At 45.1% G+C, this 18136-nt stretch carries 12 protein-coding genes; 11 read left to right on the forward strand and 1 reads right to left on the reverse strand.

Features of this window, described 5'->3' with window-relative positions:
- Nucleotides 1-16: 16 nt before the first annotated feature.
- The gene (locus tag BO18_RS11425; RefSeq protein WP_034446320.1) at nucleotides 17-799 is read right to left on the reverse strand and encodes a formate/nitrite transporter family protein; all 783 of its coding nucleotides are present in this window, start codon (nucleotides 797-799) and stop codon (nucleotides 17-19) included.
- Nucleotides 800-954: 155 nt separating this feature from the next.
- Here BO18_RS11425 and BO18_RS11430 point away from each other — a divergent pair, with 155 nt between their 5' ends.
- The 11 genes from BO18_RS11430 (at nucleotide 955) to BO18_RS11480 (ending at nucleotide 18091) form a co-directional block, all read left to right on the forward strand.
- Nucleotides 955-3117, forward strand: a complete 2163-nt coding sequence (locus BO18_RS11430) for an NHLP family bacteriocin export ABC transporter peptidase/permease/ATPase subunit (protein WP_255350926.1) — start codon at nucleotides 955-957, stop codon at nucleotides 3115-3117.
- A 14-nt stretch (nucleotides 3118-3131) separates the two neighbouring features.
- A complete protein-coding gene (locus BO18_RS11435) occupies nucleotides 3132-5303 on the forward strand; it encodes an ATP-binding cassette domain-containing protein (RefSeq protein ID WP_034446321.1) in 2172 nt (723 codons plus the stop codon).
- A gap of 185 nt (nucleotides 5304-5488) precedes the next feature.
- Complete coding sequence (locus tag BO18_RS11440) at nucleotides 5489-6253, forward strand: DUF975 family protein (protein WP_051688670.1); 765 nt, start codon at nucleotides 5489-5491, stop codon at nucleotides 6251-6253.
- Between the two features lie 69 nt (nucleotides 6254-6322).
- Nucleotides 6323-7027, forward strand: a complete 705-nt coding sequence (locus tag BO18_RS11445) for an ABC transporter ATP-binding protein (protein ID WP_034446322.1) — start codon at nucleotides 6323-6325, stop codon at nucleotides 7025-7027.
- 14 nt (nucleotides 7028-7041) lie between these two features.
- Complete coding sequence (locus BO18_RS11450) at nucleotides 7042-8655, forward strand: efflux RND transporter periplasmic adaptor subunit (RefSeq protein WP_034446324.1); 1614 nt, start codon at nucleotides 7042-7044, stop codon at nucleotides 8653-8655.
- A 4-nt stretch (nucleotides 8656-8659) separates the two neighbouring features.
- Nucleotides 8660-9868, forward strand: coding sequence for an ABC transporter permease (locus BO18_RS11455; RefSeq protein WP_034446325.1), 1209 nt, complete (start codon nucleotides 8660-8662; stop codon nucleotides 9866-9868).
- 11 nt (nucleotides 9869-9879) lie between these two features.
- Nucleotides 9880-11094 (forward strand): ABC transporter permease, encoded by a 1215-nt coding sequence (locus BO18_RS11460; RefSeq protein WP_034446326.1) that lies wholly within the window; start codon nucleotides 9880-9882, stop codon nucleotides 11092-11094.
- Nucleotides 11095-11172: 78 nt separating this feature from the next.
- Nucleotides 11173-14763, forward strand: a complete 3591-nt coding sequence (locus tag BO18_RS11465) for a DUF5717 family protein (protein ID WP_034446327.1) — start codon at nucleotides 11173-11175, stop codon at nucleotides 14761-14763.
- Nucleotides 14763-16064 (forward strand): DUF5716 family protein, encoded by a 1302-nt coding sequence (locus BO18_RS11470; RefSeq protein WP_034446329.1) that lies wholly within the window; start codon nucleotides 14763-14765, stop codon nucleotides 16062-16064. Before BO18_RS11465 ends, BO18_RS11470 begins: the two co-directional genes overlap by 1 nt.
- Before the next feature lie 6 nt (nucleotides 16065-16070).
- Nucleotides 16071-16913 (forward strand): hypothetical protein, encoded by an 843-nt coding sequence (locus tag BO18_RS11475; RefSeq protein WP_034446331.1) that lies wholly within the window; start codon nucleotides 16071-16073, stop codon nucleotides 16911-16913.
- The gene (locus BO18_RS11480; protein WP_034446333.1) at nucleotides 16913-18091 is read left to right on the forward strand and encodes a hypothetical protein; all 1179 of its coding nucleotides are present in this window, start codon (nucleotides 16913-16915) and stop codon (nucleotides 18089-18091) included. The genes BO18_RS11475 and BO18_RS11480 overlap by 1 nt, the downstream gene beginning before the upstream one ends.
- Nucleotides 18092-18136: the final 45 nt, after the last annotated feature.

Genomic DNA, 18136 nt, shown 5'->3' on the forward strand with positions numbered 1-18136 from the left:
ATTTCACATAAAAAACTTAATCCTTAAGATATATCAGATAATACATTGCGCCTACGCACAAACTGCCCCCTATTATATTACCCAGGGTGACGGGAATCAAGTTTGTTACAAGATATCCAAGAAGGGACAGGGATGGGGCTGAAATGCCATAAATGGAGGTCGCGATCATTCCTGCAGGAATGAAGTACATGTTGGCTACGCAATGCTCAAAGCCGCCGATGATAAAGAGCATAACAGGGAACCAAAGTGCCAGGACCTTGCCTGCCAGTTCGTCTGCGCCAAAGGAACACCAAACAGCCATGCACACCAGGATGTTACACAGGATTCCCTTTAAGAGACCATCGGAAAAAGAAATCCCGCTCTTTGCTACGGCTGTATTTACAACGGCCTGGGCAAGAGCACCGTCAGCAAATGCATAGGTGTGAGAGAAGTTGGCTAAAAGAGCTATAGCAAGACCTCCAACCATATTTCCAAGATATACAATTAGCCAGTTCCTGAGCATTCCTGCCACAGTGGCTTTTTTTGAAAGGACCGGTATAAGAATAAGGCAGTTGCCTGTAAAGAGCTCTGCGCCTCCTATAAGGACCATAAAAAGACCTATTGGAAAAACAACTGAACTGATAAGACGGCCGGTTGATGGATCGGGGGCACAAACAGAAGCAATCTGGCTTCCCAGTCCGCCCAGGGCGATAAAAGCGCCGGCCATTATACCAAGTAAAAAAGTCTTTCTAAAGGAAAGCTTGGTCTTGGCGACTCCGGCAGTTTCATAGGTACTTGCAATAGCAGCAGGTGACTTCATGGCAAACTCCTTTCAAATACAAACAAGTTATTACACATCATATAGTATATTACTTAAGATAAAAACACAATATATAGTTTTACTGTAAATGATGACAATTGCACGAAATGCAGGTAAAATAAATATTATAAAGCGTTTTGCGGGAGGTTTACCCATTGGCAAAAGTTGTAACAAAAGGAGTTGCTAAAGTTCCTGTGGTTATGCAGATGGAGGCACTTGAATGCGGAGCCGCCTGTCTGGACATGATCCTGGCCTACTATGGCAGGTGGATTGCCCTTGAACAGGTAAGGCTTGATTGTGGTGTTTCCAGAGATGGATCAAACGCGAGAAATATCCTGAAGGCAGCAAGAAACTATGGACTTTCTGCAAATGGATATAAGATCCCGGCGGAGGCCGTAAGAACCAGTGCAACATTCCCCTGCATTATTCACTGGGAGTATAACCATTTTGTTGTCCTTTGCGGTTTTAAGGGCAACAAGGTCTGCATAAATGATCCCTCCAGAGGAACCATTTACATTTCTTTTCAGGAGTTTCAAAAGAGCTACACAGGAATAGCTCTTTTGTTTGAACCTGAGGAAAGCTTTGAAAAGGGTGGAAAGCGTAAGAGTATCCTTGGCTTTGCCATGAAAAGACTTCAGGACGCCAAGGCAGCAGTTATCTTTACTGTGGCTATAACTCTGTTCTCCTACGGCTTTACAGTAATCAATCCCTTTATTTCCGAATTCTTCATGGATGATATTCTGACCACCAGAGCAAAGTCGGATTATCCCGTTTTTCTTGGAGTAGTATTTGCTCTTGCAGTTGTCCAGATAGCTGTATCCTGGGTTGCTGCTATTTATTCCCTAAAGATCGATGGAAAACTGGCTATTAATGGTAGTACCTCCTTTATGTGGAAGGTGCTTCGTCTTCCCATGGAGTTTTTCTCTCAGAGAATGTCCGGTGATATCCTCATGAGACAATCCACAAATGAAGAAATAGCCAGCACTATTGTAAATACTCTGGCGCCTCTTGCCCTGAACACTATCATGATGATCTTTTACCTGGTCATTATGATAAATTTCTCTGTTCCCCTTACTATTCTTGGTATCATTACCGTTATGATAAATCTCTATATATCCAAGATCGTATCTGATCACAGGATAAATGTTACCCGTGGGATCATGGTGGACAGGGGAAAACTTTCCACTGCCACTCTTTCCGGTATCAGCATGATAGAGACCATAAAGGCCAGCGGAGCGGAGAACGGCTTTTATGAAAACTGGCTGGAGCTAAAGGCAAGCGTAGATGAGAAGGAAGTCCAGCTCATGCGTAAGGATATCTATCTTGGCGGAATTCCCCTGATGGTAACTACCCTTGCTAATAGTGCTATCCTGATCGGCGGTGTTTTACTGGCGTTTAACGGGCATTTCACCATCGGTATGATCACTGCATTCCAGGCTGTTCTTGGTTCTTTCATGGGACCTGCCCAAACTCTTACAAATGCCGGACAGACTATGCTTGAGATGAGAACTGAGATGGAGCGTGTTGAGGATGTAATGAACTACAGATCTGATGAATACGCTGACAGAGAGGATGATATGTCCCACGTCTTTGAGAAGCTCTCCGGCGATATCGTCATGAAAGACGTATGTTTCGGCTATTCAAGGCTTGACGAGCCTTTTATCAAAAACTTTAACCTGAACCTGTCCCAGGGTAAAAGAGTTGCCATCGTTGGCGGAAGTGGATGCGGAAAATCCACGGTTTCAAAGCTTTTATCAGGACTCTATAAACCCTGGAGCGGTCAGATCCTTTTTGATGGCAAGACCATTGATCAGATAGACAGAAGCTCTTTTACCGGATCCGTAGCTGTGGTGGACCAGGACATTATCCTGTTTGAGGACACCATTGAAAACAACATCAAGATGTGGGACGAATCCATAGAGAACTTCGAGATGATACTGGCAGCCAGAGATGCCCAGATTCACGACGACATAGTAAAGAAACCCGGAGGCTATCAGCATATGATCGCTGAGGGAGGAAAAGACCTATCCGGCGGACAAAGACAGCGACTGGAGATCGCCAGGGTTCTTGCCATGGATCCTTCAATAGTCATACTGGATGAAGCTACCAGCGCTCTGGATGCAAGGACCGAGTACGAAGTAGTAAATGCCATAAAGGACAGGGGAATAACCCTTGTGATAATTGCCCATAGACTTTCTACAATCAGGGACTGCGACGAGATCATAGTTCTTGATAAGGGAAACATCGTGGAGCGTGGAACACACGAGGAACTGTTGGGCCTTGGCGGCTATTACAGCGCGCTGGTATCAAATGACTAAAGGGGAGCTTATAAGTGGGCTGGTTTGACGAACAGATAAGACTAAGAAAAAGAATAGATGATGAGCTCTACAAGAGATCCTATGAAAACATAGCTAACAGGGTCCTGGGGCAGATGATCGGAATGACCGATGACCGGACACTCATGAAGAATGCCATTGAGCAGGTGCTCCGCTACTATGACTACCCTAAGGTTGAGATTCCCATGGGGATAAAAGAGCCATTGGAGCAGATTGAGTATGCTGCCAATTCCGTAGGAATGATGAAGGCCAGTATTACCCTGAAAGAGGGCTGGTTTACAGACTGCTTTGGACCTATCATCTGCTTCAAGAAAGAGGGGAATCTTCCGGTAGCTCTTTTCCCGTTTGGGTTTGCCAGATATTATTACAAAGATCCTGAGACAGGTAAAAAGGTTTACCTGAATAAAAAGACGGCTGCACTTTTTAAAGATGAGGCAGTGGCTTTTTATGAGCCCCTGGCCCTTAAAAAGCTCGGCGTTTCCGACCTTTTGAGCTATATGAAAAAACGTCTGGGTCACATGGATATTTTCTATTATGCCGCTGTGGCTGTTCTTGCAGTATGCATAGGCATGGTCCAGCCTATACTGTCTGAATACATGACAGGTACGGTGCTTCAAACGAAGAATTACCAGCTGTTTGCTGCAATATCTCTTTCTATTGTTGTTTTCATATTTACTAACTGGCTGTTCACGTCATTGTCCAGTGCTGTGGCCAAAAGAGTGGAGTGGAAGATCACGATCCCTGTAGAGCAGGCGGTAATGCAAAGGATACTTACCCTGCCGGTGCCATTTTTCAGGGAGTACAGCGCAGGTGAACTGTCATCCAGAGCTGAAAGTATCAATTCTGTATGCCAGATCCTGATAAATGACGTATTGGTGCTTGGAATCACATCCCTTGCATCCCTTGGATATATCTTCCATATCAATTCCTATGCACCGGAGCTGGCGATTTCCGCTGTTGTAGTAATTGCTACCACGGTTTTGTTGTCCACCATCGCAGCTTTTATGCAGATGGGCATAACAAAAAAGAGAATGGAGCTTCTTGCCCAGGAGACAGGACTTAGCTACTCCATAATCAACGGAATACAGAAGATCAAGCTTGCCGGAGCAGAGAAAAGAGTATTTGCCAAGTGGGCAGACCATTTTGCTGAAGGAGCAGCTCTTGCCTATAATCCACCCTTCTTTCTTAAAATAAACGGTGTCATTAGTTCAGCGGTATCTTTGATCGGAACCTTCGCTTTCTACGCTTTGGCAATCCATTCAGATATTACGGCGTCGGAATACTATGCTTTCAATGTGGCATACGCTGCGCTTTTTGCAGCTTTTTCACAGCTCTCAACTGCATCGCTGTCAGTTTCCAGGATAAAACCGGTGCTGGATCTGGCAGAGCCTATCCTTAATGCGGAGCCGGAAAAGACCCTTAAGAAGGATCTGGTAACAAAGCTCAACGGTAGCGTTGAACTGGATGGGGTGTATTTCAGATATTCAGAGCAAACTCCATATATTCTGGAGGACTTTAGCCTTAAGATAAAGGCCGGTGAGTATGTGGGAATCGTAGGAAAGACCGGCTGCGGAAAGTCCACACTTGTCCGTCTTATTCTTGGATTTGAAAAGCCTGAAAAGGGCGTTGTATTTTTCGATGGAAAAGACATAGCAAGGCTGGATCTTAAGTCCCTTCGCCGAAAGATCGGATCTGTTATCCAGGACGCAAGGCTCTTTTACGGGGATATCTTCCATAACATAGCTATTGCATCGGAAAAGCTGACCATGGAGGAAGCCTGGGAGGCAGCAGAGGTGGCAGGTATAGCTGATGATATTCGTGCAATGCCCATGGAGATGCACACCATTATCTCTGAAGGTCAGGGAGGAATTTCCGGAGGACAAAGGCAGCGTATCCTGATAGCCAGAGCCATTGCATCAAAGCCGAAGGTCCTCATATTCGACGAGGCCACAAGTGCGTTGGACAACATAACCCAGAAACAGATATCCTCAGCTTTGGATGACCTTAAGTGTACCAGGATCGTCATAGCTCACAGACTCTCCACTATAAAGAACTGTGACAGGATCATAGTTCTGGACGGAGGAAAGGTCATCGAGTCAGGAAAATACGATGAACTAATGGCGAATAAAGGATTCTTCTACGATCTGGTAGAGAGGCAGCAGTTATAACATTTAAAGGGAGTCAGGCAAATGATTTGGCCGGCTCCTTTTTTGTGCCCAGATTCTCACAGTTTTCGAATTAAATAGTTATAACTCGCCAATATTTGCATTTTTACCTAAAATTCGGTTATCATATAATGAATGTATCAGAGAACATTAAACGTTTTCGTCAACATTATGAGGAGGAAAAAAATATGTGGAACAGACAAGCGGTTAAAGAAACCGGTCTCATCAGTATGAAGAGAAACTACTGGAACTCAGTGCTGGTAGCCTTTATCGCTACTCTTTTTGCTGGGGCTTCAGCAGGACTTGGAAGATCAGTAGGAAATTCATCATCATGGAAAGAGGAATTTGAAAATTCAAATTTCACCGGATTTTCAGATATTTCCCTTGATGATCCCCAGACAATTGCAATATTTATGGTGGTGCTTGGCGCTATTGGTGTGATAGCTCTTATTGCAGCACTTCTCAGGATCCTGGTATTCAATCCCCTTACTGTAGGTTGCGACAAGTTCTTTATCAGGAACCAGTACGAGAATGCTTCTGCCAGTGAGATCGGATATGCCTTCAAGAACAACTATGGAAACACAGTGCTGGCAATGTTCCTTATGAGACTTATCATCGGACTTGGCTTCATTTGCTTCTTCGTGCCGGGTGTTATTCTTTCATTTTCTTACAAATTAGTACCATATATCCTAAGTGAAGAGCCTGAGCTTGGAGCAGTGGATGTGCTTAAGAAGTCAAGAGCAATGATGCAGGGCAATAAGTGGAACTGGTTCGTATTTGAGCTTTCATACATTGGATGGCACATTCTTGCAGCATTTACCTGCGAAATACTGAATCTCTTCTATGTCAGCCCTTATCTTCAGAATGCGCTCGCAGCTCTTTACATTGCTGTAAGAGATAATTTCAATGGCTACACACAGACTCAGGTAGTTGATACACCACCTGTAAACTAAGGTTAGATATTTAAATGACTTTTGGGCAGCCGTTCTATCAAAGGAGCAGCTGCCATTTGAGGTTTTGTTATGAGAAAACTTGTTGAGATAAAGGATGTCAGTAAGATATATAATCCCGGTGAAAACGAGGTAAGGGCGTTAAACCACGTCACCTTGTCCATTGGTCAGGGAGAATTTGTGGCTATCATTGGCCAGTCAGGTTCCGGTAAGTCAACTTTGATGAACATGCTAGGCTGCCTGGACACTCCAACCAGTGGAAAATACTACCTTCACGGACAGGATGTATCTCACATGACAGACGATGAGCAGTCAGATGTAAGGAACAGGGAGATAGGCTTTATCTTCCAGGGCTTCAACCTTATTCCATCACTTACAGCCCTTGAAAATGTGGAGCTTCCGCTGATATACAGAGGCGTAGGTAAGAAGGAGAGGGAGAGGCTTGCCAATGCTGCCCTCAACAGTGTGGGTCTGGAAAAGAGAAAGTCCCACAAGCCCAACGAGATGTCCGGTGGACAGCAGCAGAGAGTTGCCATTGCAAGGGCTATAGCTCAGGCACCTCCAATACTTCTTGCGGATGAGCCTACAGGTAACCTTGACACAGGCTCTACAAAAGAGATAATCAGAATAATAAAAAGGCTCTACCACGAGGGAAGAACTGTTATAATAATCACTCATGATCCCGGCATTGCTAAGCAGGCAAAGAGGATCATAACCATATCCGATGGAATGATACAAAGTGACATTATGAATCCTGATTACAAGGATGAGATTTAAAGGGAGGAAGTCTGATGGCAGAAAACAATAACCTTGATAACAAGGAAAAAGAGATACAGGATACAAAAGCTTCGGTTTCAGAAGCGGCTGTTCCATCTGATCAGAACGTGATAAAAGAGACTACCGGCTCTTCAGTGGAGATCTACGATGAGGATGACAACGTGGATCTTTCAGATTCAAAGAAGAAAAAGAAATTTAAGAAGAGATATGTGGTTATTCCTGTTCTGGCACTTGTTGCAGCAGGAGCCATATTTGGCTATGTCAATTCAAAAAAGAATGCAGTAGTGATTGTTGAGACCCAGGAGGTTGCAAAGGGAACTATTGAAAACATTCTTTCAATCTCAGGTACTGTGGAGAGTGGCGAGACAAAGAGCTATTTTGCTGAGGTTTCATCTGTTATTGACCAGCTTGATGTAAAGGTTGGAGATAAGGTTTCTACAGGAGACACCCTGTGTACCTTTGATACCGATGCCCTTGACCTTGCTGAGAAGAATGCAGAGCTTGCAATTAAGCAGGCGAAGGGAAGTTATAGTGCGCTTTACAGCCCTACAGGAGCTGCAGACAGGAAATATGCTGAAGGCATGACAGCCCAGCAGATCAATGACAGGATCGATGCCATCATAGCTGAGATCGATGCTTTAAATAAGAAGATCACGGAAAAGACAAACCGTATGAATCGTACACTTACTGATCTTCAGAAGACAGCGCAGGACATCAACCAAAACGGAGTTATGGATGGTGCCAGCGGTGGTCTTGGAGACTACGATTATGTTAATAGAAGAGAAAACGACAACAATGATTCTGACATTACTTCCAGCAACAGACAGATGGCTCTGGCTGTTCAGCAGTCCATTCAGGATGTTCAGTACGCTCTTAATAATGACCCAGAGATCCAGGGGTGGAAGAACCAGATAACAGCGCTTCAGGAGGAACAGACCCACCTTAATTCTGCGAAGGCTGCTCAGGTTAATCCCGGAACCGCATCTTCCACCAAGGCATCTATGGAATCCACGCAGCTTACCCAGGAGGATACAATCTCCAAGATCCAGGCTGCAAAGGAAGGCGTAAAGGCTGACTTCAACGGTGTTATTACAGCTATCACTCAGACGGTTGTTGAGGGAGCAACAGTAGGTGCCGGAACGAACCTCATGACTTTGGCTAATCTGGATGATGTACAGGTTTCAATACAGGTTTCAAAGAGTGATCTTCCTAAGATTGCTGTTGGTGAGCAGGTTGATATTACAATTAACGGAAAGCCCTACAGCGGAACAATTGATAAGATCTCCGGAAATGCTACAAAGAACAACAACGGAGTTGCAGTAGTTGATACCATAATCAAGGTAACAAATCCTGATAAGGACATCATACTTGGAGTAGAAGCAAGCAACAAGATACATGCTCAGAAGGCGGAGGATACCATCGTACTTCCTTATGAGTATGTTCAGACTGATTCCACAGGCGATTATGTATATGTGGTTGAAAATGGTCTGGTTACAAGAAAAGACGTTGTGATAGGTATTTCTAACAGTACAGATGCTGAGATCACTGAGGGGCTTTCAGTAGGTGATAAAGTCATCTCATCAGATGTTTCAATTTTGACAGAAGGCATGCCTGTAACTGTACAGTAAAATAATGGGTAAATTTGGCGAATATTTTAAGAGTGCAATTAAACAGATAATAGGTAATGGCTATCGAACCCTGATGACCATGCTGGGAATTGTGATCGGTATTGCTGCTGTTATAGCGGTAGTAGCCCTGGGAAACGGCATGAGCTCTTTTGTTAAAGGTCAGCTCAATGATATTGCCGGAAACTATGGCGTTTTCTCCATAAACTCCAAGAAGTCTTCTGAGAGGCTGACCTACGATGATATGATGGCTTTGGAGGATATGCTCCCGGATATCAAGGGAGTGTCACCTAATTTTTCTTTGTATGGCAAGGTGACCGGAAGAAAGGGTGCATTTAACTGCAGCGTATCCGGAGGCAGTGAAAGTCTTCAGCATGCCCTTAGCAATAAAGTGGTTAAGGGTCAGTATTTTACCAGGCAGCAGGTTGATTCTTCACAAAGAGTATGCGTTATGCTCCTTGATGATGCCCAGAAGATCTTTGGTACAGAAGATGCTGTTGGCAGGGAGATAGACATAACCATCTGGGGTAAGACTGCAACCTACACCGTAGTGGGACTTCGTGACCATATGAACGAGATGTACCAGTTCCTTATGGAGGGGCAGGAGTATTACGCTCAGATCGAGGTGCCATATACCGCTCTGGGAGCCGACTTTGACTTCTCTGTTGATGAATTTGATCAGCTGGTGCTTTTTGACGATCAGTCCACCCTTTCAGAGTCTGTGGATAAGGCAAAAGAGATACTGACAAACAGGCACAATCTTCGTGGAACCAGTGCACTTTCAGCTTACAGCATGGCAGACTTTTCTGAACAGCTTAACCAGATCCTGGGATATGCCCAGAGTTTCCTTCTTCTGGTATCAGTAATATCTCTGGTGGTAGGCGGTATTGGCGTTATGAATATCATGCTGGTTTCGGTTACGGAAAGAACCAGGGAGATTGGTATCAGAAAGAGTATCGGAGCCAGCACGGGAGCTATCATGACTCAGTTCCTGGCTGAGGCAGCCATACTTACACTTCTTGGTGGTATTGTTGGTATCATTCTGGGAATCATTGCAGCTACCATAATATGCTCAACCATTGGATTTGATGTGATCATTACTCCTACATCTGTTATAGGCGCAGCCATCTTCTCAGTGCTGATAGGTCTTTTCTTCGGAATATATCCTGCAAGGAAGGCTGCAAAGATGAAACCTATTGATGCCTTGAGATTGTAAAAAGGAATAATATGGGAACATTTGGCGAATACATAAAAAGCGCATTCGCAAGCATACGAAATAACAAGGGCAGGTCATTTCTGACCATGCTTGGTATCATAATTGGTATTTCTGCTGTGCTTACGGTGCTTATAATAGGCGATGGAATGAAGGCCACTGTAAACAGTGAGATGGATTCCATTGGTGCCACCACAATCTCTGTTTCTTTGGACAATACCAAGACTGACAAGTGCTTTACAAAGGCACAGCTTGATTCTATTGCTTCCAGCATCAGTGATATTTATGGCATATCACCATCTATCGATGACTTTGGAACAGTAGATGGCAAAAAGCAAAACTACGATGTCAGCATTACAGGTGGAAGTGAAGCTGCAGAGAATTCTGCAAGCATTAAGATGGTTCATGGAAGGTTCTACACAAAGAGTGATGTTGATGATGAGAAAAAGGTGATAGTTGTCAGTCAGACTATGGCAAAAGAAGTGTTTGGCTATGAGGAGGCTGTAGGCAGGACTCTTGAACTGACTGTCTTTGATCAGACTCAGGAATTCACTATTTTGGGGGTCAGGGAAGACACCACCATAGATAAAGCCTATGCCAGCTTTGGAGAAGATGCCATTCTAACGGCGGAAATGCCCTACACAACCCTGGCTGTATCCTTTGGCCATGATATGGACAACACCATTACAAGCTTCACTATATATCTGGACAGCGATAACAAGAACAAGGTTCTATCCCAGACCAGGTCTGTGGTAGAGAACGTAATGGGACTTCGCGGCGAAAACGCTGTTAAGATCAGCTCCGGAGCAGGATTTGATCAGACCACCGAGAGCATCATGACCATCATTACAACGGTAGTAGCCCTTATCGCAGCAATATCTCTTTTGGTAGGCGGAATCGGCGTTATGAATATCATGACTGTTTCCGTTACGGAAAGAACCAGGGAGATCGGAATCAGAAAGAGTCTTGGAGCAAGGACCTCATCTATCCTTACCCAGTTCCTGGCAGAGGCGTCCATTCTTACCTTTACGGGAGGAATAATCGGGATCATCCTGGGGCTGACCCTTTCCTTTATTATCTGCAAGGTCATCGATTTTGCCTTTATAGTTAATCCAATGCTGGTAGCGGGAGTTGTATTTATATCCACGGCGATAGGTCTTTTCTTCGGAATCTATCCTGCCAAGAGAGCAGCAAATCTTGACCCTATTGAGGCCCTTAGAACTGAATAAAAAAGTCTTGCCCCGGCATAATTTGCCGGGGCTTTTTGTGGTATACTAGGATAGATAAATTGTTTTTTGGGGTGTATCGTGAGAGAAATAATAGATCAGCTTCTTAAGGGGAATTTTATATATACACAAAGAAGCCTTGACTTTTCAACTGCCAGGGTTGAGCTGACCATGAGTCCCGGGGAGATCGTGGAAGGCTCTTTTACCATATTTGGGCCTGAGAATGTTCCGGTTTATGGCAAGGTTTCATCTACTGACCTTCGTATGGAGGTAGTCACTCCTGAGTTTTCAGGTTCACCCTATGAAGTATCCTATAAATTTGACGCCAGTGGGCTCTCCAGGGGAGATGTCCTTAAAGGCGATTTCAGAATAGTATCTAATCAGGGAGAGTATCTGCTCCCCTTCGTTGTGAGCCTTCGGGTGGATCATATTGCATCCAGCCTTGGCGACATCAAGAATCTGTTTCATTTTGCCAACCTTGCAAAGACTGACTGGGATGAGGCCAAGAGGCTCTTTTATTCCCGTGACTTCATTTCTGTGTTCAAGGGAAATGATGCCCAATACGAGAGCCTTTACAGGGGACTTTCAGGCAATCCCGACAATGAACAGAATGTAGAAGAATTCCTTATTGCCATCAACAAAAAGCAGCCCATGGCTTTTATGCTGGATCAGGAGTCTATGCAGATTGATTACACAGGCATGGCTCATGAGTATGGGATCATCATCACCAGAAGCGGATGGGGCTATACCAGCCTCAAAGCTAAAGTGGATGGGGATTTTATTGCTCTGGACAGAGATGAACTGTCAGAGGATGATTTTAACGGCAGCTCAGCAAGGATAAAGCTAAGGCTTAAGGTTGATCACCTTCACGAGGGCAATAACTATGGCAGGATCTCCTTCTACAACAACTTTGTTAAAGTTGATTTCCCTGTAACGGTGTCTGTACTTTTGCAGGAGAGACATATTACTGCCGATTACCAGGAGATGAAAAAGCTCACTGTGGACCTGGTGAAGGTATACGAGAATTTCAGCTGCAAGAAGATCACCTCCAGGGCATGGCTTTCTGAAACCGGAAAGATCATAGCCAAGATGAATGCTATAGATGATAAGGACCTGGAGACCAGACTTTATACGGCACATTATTACATCACTGCCGGAAGGACCAACGAGGGAAAGTGGATCCTGGATCAGGCTGCCCGTGAGGTGGAGGAGGCTCCCGGAGATACTCTGTACAGCTATTACCTCTATCTTTCAACTCTCTGCAGCAGAGAGGATGCCTACATCAACGACATCTCAGAAAGGCTCGAGGGAATATTCAGGCGCAATCCGGACAACTGGCGCATAGCCTGGCTTTTACAGTATGTATCTGAGGAATTTACTTCCTCAAGCCCAAGAAAGTGGATGATGCTGGAGGAGCAGTTCTCCTTTGGCTGCAGAAGCCCGATACTGTATCTTGAGGCAATGAATCTTTTGAATGATTCACCCTCCATCCTCACAAGACTTGATGAGTATGAACTCTATGTGCTTGAGTACGGCGCAAAGAGGCAGATCATAAATCTTAACCTGATTGACCAGATTGTATATCTTTCCATCAGGGTCAGAAATTTTGACAAAAGACTCTTCAGGATATTAAAGGCCTGCTATGAGATAAAGGGAACGGATGACGTGCTGGAGGCAATTGTTTCCCTTCTCATAAAGGGCGGTATTACTGCACCTTTTGCCTTCGAGTGGTATGAAAAGGGCGTGGAAAAAGAGCTTCGTATCACGAGACTTTATGAGTATTACATGATGTCCATCTACACCGATGCAGACGGACTTCTGCCCTGTGATATAAGCAAGATGGTTCTGATGTATTTCTCATATCAGAGCGATCTTGAGTACGACAAGAATGCAATACTCTACAGATATGTTCATGAGCATAAGGAGGAATATCCTGAGCTTTACGAGTCCTACGTGCCTCAGATGGAGAAGTTCCTCATGGCTCAGCTTGACAAGGGCAGGGTCAATAAGGATCTGGGCTATCTTTACAAGAACCTGATCACAAGACAGATGGTAGATGCTGCCAATGCTTCCAAGGTTCTGTCAGTTCTTTATACTTCAGAGATAAGGACTGAGGATAAGAGGATCAATAACGTCTGCGTTGTATATGACAAGTGCCAGCAGGAGATGCGCTATCCGGTTGTGGATGGAGTGGCTTACGTTCCTCTTTACGGAAGTGATTACGCAGTTCTTTTGACGGATCACGAAGACAACAGATATGCAGCGAGCGTGCCCTATACCAACACCAAGCTTATGCTTCCAGGGAAACTGGCAAGCTTTGCAATTCCTTATATCCAGAAGGGAAAAGAGAATCTGGATCTGTTTTTGTGCGATCTTGGTAAGAACGCTTACACCATCGATATGGACAATGTGGGGAGATACAGGGATCTGGCAAGTTCAGACCTGGTAAGGACCCAGTACAGGAACGAGATCAGGAACAATCTGGTCAGATTCTATTATGACAACGATTTTACAAGGCAGCTCACTGAGTACCTTATGAATATTGATCCTAAGGACCTTAGCGGAACCGAGCGAAGCGAAATGCTGGAGCTCATGGTCATGGCAGGTCTTTATGACAAGGCCCTTGAATGGATAAAGTGCTATGGTACCTATGGAATAGATGCCAAGGTTATCCTACGCCTGTGTGTAAGGCTTCTCGACAGGGGAGGCCTGGAGCCTTTGGAAAAAGAGCTTGAGATTGCTCACTACGCCTTTAGAAACGGCAAGTACGACGAGCAGCTTTTAGTATTTCTTGTAAATGGCTACAACGGTACCCTCAAGGAGATGAGGGATATCTGGAAGTCTGCGGAGTCCTTTGGTCTTGACACCTATGTCCTTTGCGAGAGGATGCTTGTTCAGATGCTCTACAGCGGAGCCTACATAGGAGAGAAGATCGAGATCTTTAAGAGCTATGTCCGCAGCGGAGCCAATTCAGATATTGAGCTGGCTTTCCTTGGCCAGAGTGCCTATGACAGTTTTGTACACGGCTCTGTTACTGACAGATATGTCTTTGAGAGGATAGAAAGGCTAACCCTTGAGAATATGCCCATGCAGGAAGTCTGCAAGCTGGCATATCTTCGCTACTATGCGACTGATAAGGGAAAGGATGAGGAAGCCAATGAGGATGTGGCTGTGTATTTCTTAAAAGAGCTCATGTCCAGGGATGTATTCTTCCCATTCTACACAGAGTACGAGAGACTGATTCCCGACATGGTGAAATTTATCGACAAGACCATGCTGGAATACAGGACGACGCCCGGAACTCACTGTCAGGTTCATTATCGTCTTGATAACGACACCAGCAACGAGTACAAGACCATGGATATGAAAGAGATGTACGACGGAATCTTCGTTTCGGAGTTTGTTCTTTTCTTTGGTGAGCAGATGCAGTATTACATCACGGAAGGGGGACAGGAGGAGTCTCTTACGGAGTCCGGAACCATCCAGAAGAGCGACATCGTCAAGGAACATCTCGCAGGAAGATACAGCCTGATCAATGATATCATGATCGGCGAGACACTTCAGGACTATGACACAGTAGACTCTCTCTTTGCTGAGTACTACAAAAAGAACTTTATCTGTGAGAAGCTGTTCACACCGATGGAAGTGGATCAGACTGGGGGACAAGAATAATGCTTTTTGGTAATTCTGACGCAAAGCGCTTTGTGCTGGGGTACGATCTGGGGGAGAAGGTTTCCCAGATAAGCTATCTGACCTTGGATGCAGATATGCCTGAGACCCTTTCAGTACTGGCAGGATCAGAACTTTATAATATTCCCACGGTGCTCTGTAAGCGTCGTGACGTGAACCAGTGGTTCTATGGAAAAGAGGCTGTCCGTCACATTCAGGATGGAGACGGGATTCCGGTGGAGAATCTGATCTCTTCCGCCAAGGAAGGAAAGCCTGTTATGGTGGGGAATACCGAGTATGACCCAATAGCTCTTTTGACCCTGTTTGTTAAAAGAAGCTTATCCCTCCTCTCCATGGAATTGTCTTTGGACAACGTGGAATCCATCATGTTCACTACAAAGAGTCTGGATCACAGGATGGTTCAGGTGCTGAATGCAGTGACTACAGCGCTGGAGCTTAAGACTTCAAATATCTTTTACCAGAGCCATGAGGAGAGCTTTTACAATTACATGCTCTATCAGCCGGATGATATTACTCATCACTCGGTCATTGCCTGTGACTACGATCTGGAAAAGCTCTATGTCTATGAGATGAGTCTTAACTACAACACCAAGCCTGTTGTGGCTACCATAGAGTCTGACAGCTTCGATGACCTGTATATCGGGGAAGAAGGGTTTCCTAAGGATGCAGCTCTTTTCCATAAGACCTGCGATAAGCTGGACGACGAGTTTTTGACTATTATGCAGAAGGTCTGTGGGGAGAAGGTGATCTCCACCATATTCCTTTTGGGAGATGGCTTCCATGAGAAGTGGACCAAGAGGTCTTTGGAGTTCCTATGCAGGACAAGGCGTGTGTTCCAGGGAAACAACCTCTTTAGCAAGGGTGCGAGCATTGCAGCCAGAGAGAGGATAAAGGAGAGTGGAAACACCGGAAGGTTTGTGTTCCTTGGAGAAGATAAATTAAAGTCCAATCTGGGCATGAAGCTTCTTAAGTGCGGAACTGAGGTGTATGTGGCGCTTCTTGATGCGGGAGTTAACTGGTACGAGGCAGAGGCAAGCCTTGATGTCATTATGGATCCCAGTGGCATCCTTAACATTGAGGTAACTCCGCTTACAGGCAAGATGCCAAGGATGGTGCAGCTGTATCTGGACGGCCTTGAAAAGAGACCAAACGGTACCACAAGGCTTCGCATCCATATGGACATGGGAAGTGTAAATGAAGTTAATGTCAAGGTCACAGACCTTGGCTTTGGTGAGCTGTTCCCTGCTACAGGCAAGGTTTGGGAGCAGACCATAGAGGTATAAAGGATAATGAGCAGACCAATTCTGTGCATAGGAAGCTATGCAAAAGAGCCATACCATATAGAGAAAATAGGCAGAAATGTATACTGCATTGAAGAGCTGTGCTACTGCATTGTTAAGAATGCTTTTCTGATCGACGAGGAGACCTTCGAGGAGAGCCTTTTTGACTGGATAGAGAAGGAGTGCTCCCTTACCAGGCTTGCTGATGAGCTCAGAAACATGGCAGCCAAAAGATGCTCCATGGCATCTCTAGCCGGAACCATCCTGGACTATGTTGGTTACAACACCAGGAAAGAGGTGGACAGGACAGAGGAGATACTAAGGGCCAATGCAGGCATGGATGTTTACAGGAAAAAGCTGGCAAGAGCTGATTTCCTGATGAAGAATGGCAGGTTTTCAATGGCCTTCAGGGAGTATGAATTTCTTTTGAATAACACTCCTGAAATTGACAAGAAGCTTAGGGGCCGTATCGAGCACAACGAGGGAGTGATGTACGCTAAGCTCTTTCTTTTCGACAAGGCTGCCATGATGTTCCAGAAAGCCTATGAGGACGGGGGAGAGAGGGAGTCTTACCTTCAGTATCTTTCTGCTGTCAGGATGAATCTTTCAAATAAGGAGTATGTTTCTTTTATCGCAGATTCTGACGAGGCCTACGAGGCATCCATGGATGTGGAGAGCAGGATGAAAGAGGCGGAAGAGCTCTATGCCTCCAGTGAGGACAATCTGATGCTCAGGACTGTTGCCGTGTACAAGGCTGAGGGGAAAATGCACGAGTACTACGACAAGGTTGGCGAGATCGCGGATGGTATGAAAAGAGACTATAGAGATATAGTCAAGGATAAGGTGAAATAATGGGGTTATTTGACTTACTGAAAAATGTCACAAGGGATGAGGACTGGGAGAAACAGACCAAACTCCAGAACTGGAACGACATTGTATACACCAGGAAGGATGTGGACATGGACGATCCGGTCCAGAGAAGGGAGTATATAAACAGCTGCCTGGCCCAGATGCAGGAGGCTTCTGATGCTCTCAATGCCCTGGAGGATGAGTACAACGATGTTACAAGTCACCTTCGGGATATGGAGGAAATTGATGCACTTCCACCTGAGCAAAGGGAAGAGATAAACGAGTGTGCCCAGAAGATAATTGATTCCCAGGAGCAGCAGGAGAAGTTCAACAGGCGCAAGAGCAGAATGACTGATGCGGAGTTTGAACACATGGAAAGGCTTCAGTCTGATGCCAAGAATGGTGCGAAGAAGCTGGCGGAAGCTGAGGAGTATCAAAGGAAGATCCGGAATGACTTAAAGCGTCTGGACAGTGAACATGAGGCTTACCTGTTTCAGGAGGACGATATACTTACTGCTATTGAGAATTCCAGAAAGCTGATCATTGCTATTGGTGTGGCTTTAGTGCTGATAATCATATTCTTGCTGTTCCTTCAGTGGGGACTGGGGCTGAATGTTGTCTATGGCTTTATGGTGACCATACTTCTGGCGGCAGTTGCAATCACCTTCCTGTACATACATATGACAAATGCAGCAGCAGACTTAAAGGTGATCAATAAATCCATCTCAAGGCTTATAATGCTGCAGAACCAGGTCAAGATAAGATATGTCAACAACACGAACCTGATCGATTATCTTTGCCTTAAGTATGGGATCAATACGTCAAAAGAGCTGACGGACATGTATGACAGATATCTTAAGGAGCGCAAGGAAAGAGCCAAGGTTGAGGAATCAAGGAAGTACCTTGAGGAGAATCAAAAGGACCTTGTATACATGCTCAGGCACTACCGGGTAAAGGATCCGGATATCTGGGTGCATCAGGTAGAAGCACTTCTCAATCACAACGAAGAGGTCGAGATAAGGCACGCGCTCAATGTTAGAAGACAGTCCCTCAGAAAGCGTATGGAGTACAACAGGGATATTGTGGCAGGAAATGCAAAGCTTGAAATAGAGGAAATGGCCAGACAGTACCCGGCCTACACTCAGGAAATCCTGGATATGGTCTCCAGGTATGAAGACTGAATAAAGAAAACATTAAATGGTCTCCGGATGGGGGCCATTTTACAA

The organism is Butyrivibrio sp. AE2032, assembly GCF_000702965.1.